11 protein-coding genes are annotated in these 9,720 nt (G+C 52.0%); all 11 read left to right on the top strand.

All coding sequences use genetic code 11. The annotated features are described in order from the left end of the window. A partial coding sequence (locus tag NBH15_RS28450) for a DUF4134 domain-containing protein (RefSeq protein WP_250824140.1) occupies nucleotides 1-220 on the top strand: 220 nt, incomplete at its 5' end. A 1-nt stretch (nucleotide 221) separates the two neighbouring features. Continuing rightward, the gene (locus NBH15_RS28445; RefSeq protein ID WP_005832146.1) at nucleotides 222-554 is read left to right on the top strand and encodes a DUF4133 domain-containing protein; all 333 of its coding nucleotides are present in this window, start codon (nucleotides 222-224) and stop codon (nucleotides 552-554) included. Beyond that, nucleotides 551-3,049 (top strand): TraG family conjugative transposon ATPase, encoded by a 2,499-nt coding sequence (locus NBH15_RS28440; protein WP_005832144.1) that lies wholly within the window; start codon nucleotides 551-553, stop codon nucleotides 3,047-3,049. The genes NBH15_RS28445 and NBH15_RS28440 overlap by 4 nt, the downstream gene beginning before the upstream one ends. A gap of 43 nt (nucleotides 3,050-3,092) precedes the next feature. Continuing rightward, nucleotides 3,093-4,118: a hypothetical protein gene (locus NBH15_RS28435; RefSeq protein WP_120027465.1), complete on the top strand. Its 1,026-nt coding sequence runs from the start codon at nucleotides 3,093-3,095 to the stop codon at nucleotides 4,116-4,118. A 39-nt stretch (nucleotides 4,119-4,157) separates the two neighbouring features. Continuing rightward, a complete protein-coding gene (locus NBH15_RS28430) occupies nucleotides 4,158-4,787 on the top strand; it encodes a DUF4141 domain-containing protein (RefSeq protein ID WP_005832139.1) in 630 nt (209 codons plus the stop codon). Nucleotides 4,788-4,809: 22 nt separating this feature from the next. Then, nucleotides 4,810-5,814 (top strand): conjugative transposon protein TraJ, encoded by a 1,005-nt coding sequence (gene traJ, locus NBH15_RS28425; protein WP_195326146.1) that lies wholly within the window; start codon nucleotides 4,810-4,812, stop codon nucleotides 5,812-5,814. Between the two features lie 23 nt (nucleotides 5,815-5,837). Continuing rightward, nucleotides 5,838-6,461, top strand: a complete 624-nt coding sequence (gene traK, locus NBH15_RS28420; protein ID WP_005832135.1) for a conjugative transposon protein TraK — start codon at nucleotides 5,838-5,840, stop codon at nucleotides 6,459-6,461. 12 nt (nucleotides 6,462-6,473) lie between these two features. Then, nucleotides 6,474-6,779 carry a TraL conjugative transposon family protein gene (locus NBH15_RS28415; protein ID WP_008777483.1) on the top strand — a complete coding sequence of 102 codons (306 nt, stop codon included), beginning with the start codon at nucleotides 6,474-6,476 and terminating at the stop codon, nucleotides 6,777-6,779. Further along, on the top strand, nucleotides 6,772-8,040 hold the full coding sequence (gene traM, locus NBH15_RS28410; protein WP_005832131.1) for a conjugative transposon protein TraM: 1,269 nt from the start codon (nucleotides 6,772-6,774) through the stop codon (nucleotides 8,038-8,040). Before NBH15_RS28415 ends, traM begins: the two co-directional genes overlap by 8 nt. 23 nt (nucleotides 8,041-8,063) lie before the next feature. Next, nucleotides 8,064-9,047, top strand: coding sequence for a conjugative transposon protein TraN (traN, locus tag NBH15_RS28405; RefSeq protein WP_005832129.1), 984 nt, complete (start codon nucleotides 8,064-8,066; stop codon nucleotides 9,045-9,047). A gap of 2 nt (nucleotides 9,048-9,049) precedes the next feature. Next, entirely contained in the window at nucleotides 9,050-9,619 is a 570-nt protein-coding gene (locus tag NBH15_RS28400) for a conjugal transfer protein TraO (protein ID WP_250824139.1), read from the top strand. Nucleotides 9,620-9,720: the final 101 nt, after the last annotated feature.

Raw genomic sequence — 9,720 nt, 5'->3', positions numbered from 1 at the left:
CACGGTTCTTAGAGGGGAAAGCCCCAGCAATGGGGCTGACCTACTCGACACGAAACTAATCTACGCCATCGGCGCCGTTATCGGCCTTATCGGGGGCGTGAAGGTATATTCCAAGTTCTCGTCGGGTGACCCGGACACTTCAAAGACCGCCGCCAGCTGGTTCGGTGCGTGTATCTTCCTGATTGTGGCTGCCACCATCTTACGTTCATTCTTCCTGTAATATGGCGAAGTATCCTGTCAACAAGGGAATCGGTCGCAGCCCGGAGTTCAAGGGACTCAAGAGCCAGTACCTGTTCATCTTTGCCGGAGGGTTGCTCGCCCTGTTCGTGGTGTTCGTCATCATGTACATGGCAGGCATAGGCCAGTGGGTCTGCATCGGTTTCGGGGTCATCTCCGCATTGGTGCTGGTCTGGGCGACCTTCAGCATGAACACGAAATACGGCGAATGGGGGCTTATGAAACTCCATGCGCTGCGCAGCCATCCCCGCTACATCATCAGCCGGAGAAAGTTCCTCCGGTTGTTTTCTTCAACTATTAAAAACAGAAAGGCATGAAAAACGTAATGAAAACAGCCACGCTGGAAAGCAAGTTCCCGTTATTGGCCGTGGAGAACGGCTGCATCATCAGCAAGGATGCGGACATCACCGTGGCATACCGGGTGGAACTGCCGGAACTCTTCACGCTGACACGGGCCGAGTACGAGTCCATGCACTCCACCTGGGCGAAGGCGGTCAAGGTATTGCCGAACTACAGCATCGTGCATAAGCAGGACTTCTTCATCGAAGAGGGTTACAGGCCGGACATCTGCAAGGAAGACCTGAGTTTTCTGAGCCGCAGTTTCGAGCGGCATTTCAACGAACGGCCGTACTTGCAGCACACCTGTTACCTTTTCCTGACGAAGACCACGAAAGAGCACAGCCGGACAACCAGCAGTTTCAACGCGCTTACACGGGGATTCATCATTCCCAAAGAGATGCAGGACAAGGAAACCGTTACCCGTTTTATGGAAAGTTGCGGGCAGTTCGAGCGCATCGTGAACGACAGCGGTCTGATCCGTATCATCCGCCTGACGGATGAGGAAATTATCGGAACCAAGAATTCAGCCGGCATCATAGAGAAATATTTTTCCATGTCCCAGGAAGACACCACCTGCTTGCAGGATCTGTCTCTCGGTGCAGGGGAAATGAAGGTCGGGGACAATTACCTTTGCCTTCATACGCTTTCCGATCCGGAAGACCTGCCGTCAAACGTATCCACCGACTGCCGGTATGAACGGCTTTCGACAGACCGGAGCGACTGCCGCCTGTCCTTTGCCGCACCGATAGGCATCCTGCTCACGTGCAACCATATCGTGAACCAGTACCTCTTCATCGACGATTCGGCGGAGATTCTCAGGAAGTTCGAGCAGACCGCCCGGAACATGCACTCGCTTTCCCGTTACAGCCGTTCCAACCAGATCAACCGCGAATGGATTGAGGAGTATCTGAACGAGGCGCACAGCAAGGGGCTGGTTTCCATCCGTGCGCACTGCAATGTCATGGCATGGAGCGATGACCGGGAAAAGCTCAAGCGCATCAAGAACGATGTGGGCAGCCAACTGGCGTTGATGGAAGCCAAACCGCGCCACAACACGGTGGATGTGCCGACCCTGTTCTGGGCGGCGATACCCGGCAATGCCGGAGATTTCCCGTCCGAGGAGAGTTTCCACACCTTTATCGAGCAGGCCCTGTGCCTGTTCATCGGGGAAACCTCCTACAAGGACTCGCTCTCTCCGTTTGGCATCCGCATGGTGGACCGCCTGACCGGAAAACCCGTCCATCTGGATATTTCCGACCTGCCGATGAAGAACGGCACAATCACCAACCGGAACAAATTCATCCTCGGCCCTTCGGGCAGCGGGAAATCTTTTTTCACCAACCACATGGTACGCCAGTATTACGAGCAGGGTGCGCATGTGCTGTTAGTGGATACCGGAAACTCCTATCAGGGACTGTGCAGCCTTATCCATGCGCGTACACACGGCGAGGACGGGATTTATTTCACTTATGAAGAAAAAGACCCGATAGCTTTCAATCCTTTTTACGTGGAAGACGGGATTTTCGATATCGAGAAGAAAGAATCCGTCAAGACGCTTATCCTTACCCTGTGGAAGCGTGACGACGAGCCGCCGACACGTGCCGAGGAAGTGGCGCTATCCAATGCGGTCAATCTCTTTCTGGAGAAAATCCGCAGGGACAGCAGCATAAAACCCTCCTTCAATACCTTCTATGAATTTATCCGTGACGAGTATCAGGATATCCTGAAAGAGAAGCGAACCCGTGAGAAGGATTTTGATGTATGGGGATTCCTGAATGTGCTGGAACCCTATTACCGTGGCGGTGAATATGACTTCCTGCTCAACTCCGACAAGCAGTTGGACTTGCTGAACAGACGCTTCATCGTTTTTGAGCTGGACAACATTCGCGATAACAAAGTGCTGCTTCCGATTGTCACCATCATCATCATGGAGACTTTTATCACCAAGATGCGCAAGTTGAAAGGTATCCGGAAAATAATCCTTATCGAAGAGTGCTGGAAGGCATTGGCATCCGCCAATATGAGCAATTACATCCGCTATCTTTTCAAGACCGTCAGAAAATTTTTCGGCGAGGCCGTGGTCGTGACCCAGGAAGTGGAGGACATCATTTCTTCTCCGATTGTCAAGGGTACCATCATTAATAATAGTGACTGTAAGATTCTGCTTGACCAGCGCAAGTATATGAACAAGTTCGATGAGATCCAAGCGTTGCTCGGTCTGACCGACAAGGAGCGGGCACAGATACTTTCCATCAATATGGCGAACAATCCGTCCAGAAAGTACAAGGAAGTCTGGATTGGTCTGGGCGGTACGCAGTCGGCGGTCTATGCCACGGAAGTCTCACTTGAGGAGTACATATGCTACACTACTGAAGAAACCGAGAAACTTGAACTTATGCGGCTTACGGAAAGAATCGGTGGCAACATCGAACTTGCCATCAAGCAGTTGGCAGAAAGCAAGCGAAACAAGTGATAGGGATTGAAATCATATGGAAACCGAAAAACAATCATGAATCATGGGAATGGAAGAATGGATAAAAGAACAGCAACGCCGCTATCTGGACGAGCCACGCCTCAAGGAGTTGACGGAAGTGATGAAACAGATAAGAAAGTTCGTCCGGGAAAAGGAGTACCGGAAGCTGACGGAACTGGTCAGGCGGTACAGGAAGTCCGAGGATGTGATTACCCAAGTTGCCTGCCTGTTGTCAAACTCGCACCTGTTCCCGACACCGGAAAAAACGGTGGAAACGGACAGGTCAGAATTGATGACGGCATTGAAAAACACGTATTTCATGGAGAAGAACGGTTGCCGGCTTGCGGATGTCAATCCCGAAAAAGCCGATTCCGTCCACGGAATGCTCGCCATGCACACGTTCATGCGGGATGCTTACTTGAAGGTATATCCTGAAAGCAAGCAGGAACGGCCGTCACCGGAAGAAGTACGGTCATCTGTACGGATTCTGGATTTCCATCGGAAAGAGAGTGACGTGTGGGAACTCTGCAACCTGGCTGTGTATCTTATGCCGCCCTCACGGTATGTGGCACTCAGGTACGGGCTTGCGGATGATTATGACAGGCTTGACAGACTGCACCGTTCCGGACCGGAACCGGCATATGACGAGGGGGTGGCATTGGAAAGCCGCCTGTGCAGGAATGCGGAAAAGGCAGCGGAAAGCATCGGGGATGTCCGTCTGCCGGATTTCTACCTGGAAAAGCTGAATGGGGAACTGGAGAATTTGGGACGGATTGCGGCCTCGCCGGATGCCGTCCACGACATACTGCATATCAGTCCTGACTTTCTCACCAAGTACGGCATAGACAAGAACGCTTCCGCGACGGAACGCTCGTGCCAGGCGGAGAAAGCCTACCGGGAGCTGGACGCCCGTTTCGTCAGAATGACCGGACGCAGGCCGTATGCAGACGAATTCTTCGCATTCCTCAGACACGGGAAAGAAAAAGTGGCAGAGGTAGACCGTCCGAGACCGGTACACAAGCCTATCCTCCGGAACCCGCCGTCCAAAGGACGGAAAATGGGAATCTGACTTTTAACAGAATTATTCACAATTAAAAACAGGAACATCATGAAAAAGAAAATTCTTATGCTGTGCATGGGCTGTTTCCTTGTCAGCCTCACAGCGAAAGCCCAATGGGTAGTGAGCGACCCGGGCAATCTGGCGCAGGGAATCATCAATGCCGCCAAGAACATCGTTCACACGTCCTCCACTGCCACCAATATGGCGAATAGTTTTCAGGAAACCGTGAAAATCTACCGGCAGGGCAAGGAGTATTACGACGGGCTTCGCAAGGTCAAGAACCTTGTCCGGGATGCCCGCAAGGTTCAGCAGACCATCCTGATGGTGGGCGATATCACGGACATCTATGTCACCAGCTTCGAGCGTATGCTCAGCGACCCGTATTTTACGCCGGAAGAACTGAGCGCGATTGCTTTGGGGTACACCAAACTGCTGGAAGAAAGTGCCCATCTGCTGAACGATTTGAAGACGGTGGTCAACGAGAACGGGCTTTCCATGAACGACAAGGAAAGGATGGATATCATCGACCGCTGCTACAACGACATGTTGCAAAACCGCAGTCTGGTACAGTATTACACCAACAAGAACATCGGGGTGTCCTACCTGCGCGCCAAGAAACGGAACGACCTGGACCGCGTGATGGCACTCTACGGCTCACCGAACGAACGTTATTGGTAATTATTCCTAATCCGCTTTCATTATGTTATTGTTGGCTATAGATTTTGACAACCTGCATCAGATTTTACAGAATCTGTATGTGGAAATGATGCCGCTCTGCTCAAAGATGACCGGTGTGGCAAGAGGCCTTGCCGGTTTGGGAGCGCTTTTCTATGTGGCGTATCGTGTATGGCAGGCTCTGGTCCGTGCCGAGCCTGTGGATGTCTTTCCGCTTTTGCGTCCGTTCGCCTTGGGGCTTTGTATCATGTTCTTTCCGACACTCGTTCTGGGTACGCTGAACAGCATCCTCTCGCCCGTCGTGAAAGGGACCCATACCATATTGGAGTCGCAGACCTTTGACATGAACGAGTACAGGGCGCAGAAGGACAAGCTGGAGACTGAGGCGATGAAACGGAATCCCGAGACAGCCTATCTGGTCGACAAGGAGACTTTTGACAACAGGCTGGACGAGCTGGGCGCGTTTGACGCTATAGAAGCCTGCGGAATGTATGTGGACCGTGCCATGTACAACATGAAAAGGGCCGTGCAGAATTTCTTCCGCGAACTGCTGGAACTCCTGTTCAATGCGGCGGCGCTGGTCATCGACACGCTGAGGACATTCTTCCTGATCGTGCTTTCGATACTCGGTCCCGTTTCCTTTGCCATCTCCTGCTGGGACGGTTTCCAGGCTTCTCTCAGCCAGTGGTTCGTCCGCTACATCAGTATCTACCTGTGGCTTCCCGTAAGCGACCTGTTCAGCAGCGTGCTGGCGAGAATCCAGATATTGATGCTGCAGAGGGACATCGAACAGCTTTCCGACCCGGATTTCATCCCCGACAGCTCAAACGGGGTTTACATCACTTTCCTCATTATCGGCATCATCGGGTATTTCACCATCCCGACCGTATCGAACTGGATTGTGCAGGCCGGAGGCGGTGCGGGCAATTATGGAAAGAACGTGAACCAGGCGGCATCCAAGACAGGCTCCGTGGTGGCCGGGACTGCCGGAGCGGCGGTGGGAAACATTGCCGGCAGGCTTATCAAGTAATAACAGTATAAAACATTTACAGAATGGAATTCAAATCATTGAAAAATATCGAGAGCAGCTTCCGACACCTGCGTCTGTTCGGAATCGTCTATCTGTGTGTATGCACCCTGCTTGTGGGATTTTCCGTATGGAAGGCTTACAGTTTCGCGGAAGCGCAACGGGAGAAGATCTATGTGCTGGATGAAGGCAAGTCACTGATGCTGGCCCTTTCACAAGACCTGGAGCAGAACCGCCCGGTGGAAGCAAGGGAGCATGTCAGACGGTTCCACGAACTGTTCTTTACGCTCTCGCCCGACAAGAATGCGATTGAAGGCAATATCCGGAGGGCCATGTTCCTCAGTGACCGTTCCGCCTATGCCCATTATGTGGATCTGGCAGAGCAGGGATATTACAACCGGATAATTTCGGGTAACGTGAACCAGCGTGTAGGGATTGACAGCGTCAAGTGCGATTTCCATACCTATCCGTATGAGGTCGTGACCTACGCGAAACTCTCCATTATCAGGGAGAAGAGCGTGACCGAGCGCAGCCTCGTCACGCGTGGCAGGCTGCTGAACTCCACCCGCAGCGACAATAATCCGCACGGCTTCATCCTCGAAGCCTTCCGTGTGGTGGAGAACAGGGATATAAGAGTGTATGACCGTTAAAATTCAGAATGTATGAAAAAGATGTTTGTAAAAATCAAGGAATCCGTGGAAGAAAAGCTGCGGAAGCTGTGTGCCGGGCTTAGCCCGGAAAAGAGAGTGCCGGCAATTGTCATGCTGGCTGCCCTGTTTGCCATCGGAAATTTCTATATGATTTTCCGTGCCATCCATGACATCGGACGGGAGGATGTACGGCCGGAAATCATAGAGATACCCCCGATAGAAATTCCGGATGTCGTTCCTGCCGATACACTCCCGGATAAAAGGGTGCAGGAAATGGAAGAGTTTTTTAACCGATTCAATCAGAAAGAAAATGAGTAATGACGTCAATAAATTGAAACAGAGGCTGGAAATCAGGAAATACCTGGTTTTTGCCGGGATGTTCCTCCTGTTCCTCGGAGCGATGTGGCTCATTTTCGCACCGTCCGAAGAGGAAAAAAAGAAAGAGGAAAAAAATGCGGGATTCAACACCGAGCTTCCCGATCCGAGGGAAGCGGGCATAGAAGGGGACAAGATTGCCGCCTATGAGCAGGCTGACATGAAACGCAAACAGACGGAAAAACTGCGTACGCTGGAGGATTTCTCCGGGATGGCAGACGGGAACTCCGGGACTGTCGTGGAATTGTCACCGGATGCGGATGCCAAGGATGGCAGTTCTCGTGAAGGTGACAGAAGGAATGAAGCCTGTTCTTCATCCGTCTCCGCCTACAATGACATCAACAGGACGCTCGGCAACTTTTACGAGTCACCGCAGGAAGATCCGGAGAAGGAGGCGTTGAAAGCCGAGGTGGAACAACTCAAGCAGGCGGTCGCCGCACAGAACGCGCAGCCGGGTTACGAGGAGCAGGTAGCTCTCCTGGAAAAATCCTATGAGCTTGCGGCCAGGTATATGCCGGGCAATGGCAGTGTGAATACGGACAGCCGTTCCGATAATGAAAGTCCCGGGCGGAACGGAAAGGCGAAAGCCGTTCCCGTGGGGCTGGTTTCCACACCGGTGGTATCATCGTTGCCGCAGCCTGTCAGTGATTCTATACAGCTTACAGGAATGGCACAACCGGAAAGATTCCACACGCCAATCGGTCATAAAGAAGAGAGAAATGTGAGGAATACCATCCGGGCCTGCATCCACGGGGACCAGACCGTCATCAGCGGTCAGGGAGTGAGGATGAGACTGCTGGAGCCAATGCGTGTAGGGAAGCATATCCTGCCCAAAAACTCCCTGCTTACCGGAGAAGGGCGCATACAGGGTGAAAGGCTTCACGTCAATATCCTTCAGGTGGAATATGGCGGTACCATCATCCCCGTGGAACTTGCCGTGTATGACAATGACGGACAGGGCGGCATCTTCATTCCGGGGTCAATGGAGGCTAACGCCGTCAGGGAGGTTGCCGCCAATCTGGGGCAGAATCTCGGCACGAGCATCTCCATCACCAACCAGTCGGCAGGTGACCAGCTGCTTTCCGAACTCGGAAAGGGTGCCATACAAGGTGTCTCGCAGTACATATCCCGGAAGATGCGTGAAGAGAAGGCGCATCTCAAGTCAGGCTATACCCTGATGCTTTATCAAGACAACGATCAATAACAATCCATTAAAATTCAATCGACATGAAAAAGTTTTTTGTAATGCTTGCCCTTGCATGGGGCACTGTGGGCGCTTTCGCCCAAAATGAAGCCGACAGCGTAGCGGCGGTAAACAATGCCGTCACACTGGCCAAGGAAGTGTATCCTCAAAAAGAGGAGGACGGAGACCTCTATCACGGTCTGACCCGTAAACTCACCTTTGACAGGATGATACCTCCATACGGGCTGGAAGTGACCTATGGAAAGACCACGCACATCATTTTCCCGTCATCGGTGCGTTATGTGGATCTCGGTTCTCCGAACCTCATTGCAGGCAAGGCGGACGGTGCGGAGAATGTCATCCGTGTAAAGACCACCGTGAAGGACTTCCGTGAGGAGACCAACATGTCCGTGATTACCGAAAGCGGAAGTTTTTACACCTTCAATGTGAAGTATGCGGAAGAGCCGCTGCTGCTGAATATCGAGATGAAGGATTTCATTCATGACGGAAGTGAGGTGAACCGCCCCAACAACGCCCTTGACATCTACCTGAAGGAATTGGGCTGTGAATCGCCTAAATTGGTACACCTTATCTCGAAGTCCATCCACAAGGACAACAGACGGCACATCAAGCATATCGGAAGCAAGGCGTTCGGCATCCAGTACCTGCTCCGCGGACTCTATACGCACAACGGCTTGCTTTATTTTCATACACAGATAAAGAACCGGTCCAACGTGCCTTATGAGGTGGATTTCGTGACTTTTAAAATTGTGGACAAGAAGCTGATGAAACGTACCGCCATTCAGGAACAGGTGATATTCCCACTGCGTGCTTACGACTATGTAACGTCCGTCGCGGGGAAAAAGGACGGGCGCACCGTTTTCGTCTTCGACAAATTCACCATCCCCTCGGACAAGGTGCTGATGGTGGAGATGCACGAGAAAGGCGGTGGCAGACACCAGACCTTCACCGTGGAAAGTGAGGACATCGTGAGAGCCGGGGTTATCAACGAACTTAAAGTGAAGTAGCCATGAAGAAGTATCTGTTCCTTTTTGTTACAGCCGTGTCGCTTGCCCTGTTTTCAGGGCGGGCGCACGCCCAGCGGTACCTGCCCGGGATGAAGGGCGTGGAACTGCGCGGAGGATTTGCGAACGGCTCAAAGTCCCCCTTGAATTATTATACCGGATTTGCCGTTTCCGGATACACCCCAAAAGCCAACCGCTGGGTCATAGGCGCCGAGTATCTGATGAAGAATTATGGGTATCGGGATGCGAGCGTACCCCGTGCGCAGTTCACGGCAGAAGGCGGCTATTATCTGAAATTCCTGTCTGATCCGACAAAGACGGTCTTCCTCTCGGTCGGCGGTTCCGCACTGGCCGGCTATGAGACCGTGAACTGGGGCGAGAGGATACTGTATGACGGTTCGAGGCTGCTCGCCAAGGATGCGTTTGTCTATGGCGGCGCGATAACCCTGGAACTTGAGGCATACGTGACAGACCGCATCGTCCTTCTTGCCGCTATCCGGGAACGTGTATTGTGGGGAAGCTCGCTGGACCTGTTCACGACACAATTCGGTCTGGGCATCAAATGTTATATATAACATTTGACACCATATGTTAGCTTTCAATTTATGTTGTATAATAATTGTATTTAACTTGTGAACAGTTAGTTGTGTGTTTTGGGAACAACATATTTATTTAT

It is taken from the genome of Parabacteroides caeci, assembly GCF_023656795.1.
Classification (GTDB): Bacteria; Bacteroidota; Bacteroidia; order Bacteroidales; family Tannerellaceae; genus Parabacteroides; species Parabacteroides segnis.
This window is presented reverse-complemented; position numbering and strand designations above follow the sequence as displayed.

What these genes read in the sequence shown, in the direction of transcription:
- NBH15_RS28445 (WP_005832146.1), top strand. Translation starts at nt 222, where the DNA reads ATGGCGAAGTATCCTGTCAACAAGGGAATCGGTCGCAGCCCGGAGTTC.
- NBH15_RS28440 (WP_005832144.1), top strand. Translation starts at nt 551, where the DNA reads ATGAAAAACGTAATGAAAACAGCCACGCTGGAAAGCAAGTTCCCGTTA.
- NBH15_RS28435 (WP_120027465.1), top strand. Translation starts at nt 3,093, where the DNA reads ATGGGAATGGAAGAATGGATAAAAGAACAGCAACGCCGCTATCTGGAC.
- NBH15_RS28430 (WP_005832139.1), top strand. Translation starts at nt 4,158, where the DNA reads ATGAAAAAGAAAATTCTTATGCTGTGCATGGGCTGTTTCCTTGTCAGC.
- traJ (WP_195326146.1), top strand. Translation starts at nt 4,810, where the DNA reads ATGTTATTGTTGGCTATAGATTTTGACAACCTGCATCAGATTTTACAG.
- traK (WP_005832135.1), top strand. Translation starts at nt 5,838, where the DNA reads ATGGAATTCAAATCATTGAAAAATATCGAGAGCAGCTTCCGACACCTG.
- NBH15_RS28415 (WP_008777483.1), top strand. Translation starts at nt 6,474, where the DNA reads ATGAAAAAGATGTTTGTAAAAATCAAGGAATCCGTGGAAGAAAAGCTG.
- traM (WP_005832131.1), top strand. Translation starts at nt 6,772, where the DNA reads ATGAGTAATGACGTCAATAAATTGAAACAGAGGCTGGAAATCAGGAAA.
- traN (WP_005832129.1), top strand. Translation starts at nt 8,064, where the DNA reads ATGAAAAAGTTTTTTGTAATGCTTGCCCTTGCATGGGGCACTGTGGGC.
- NBH15_RS28400 (WP_250824139.1), top strand. Translation starts at nt 9,050, where the DNA reads ATGAAGAAGTATCTGTTCCTTTTTGTTACAGCCGTGTCGCTTGCCCTG.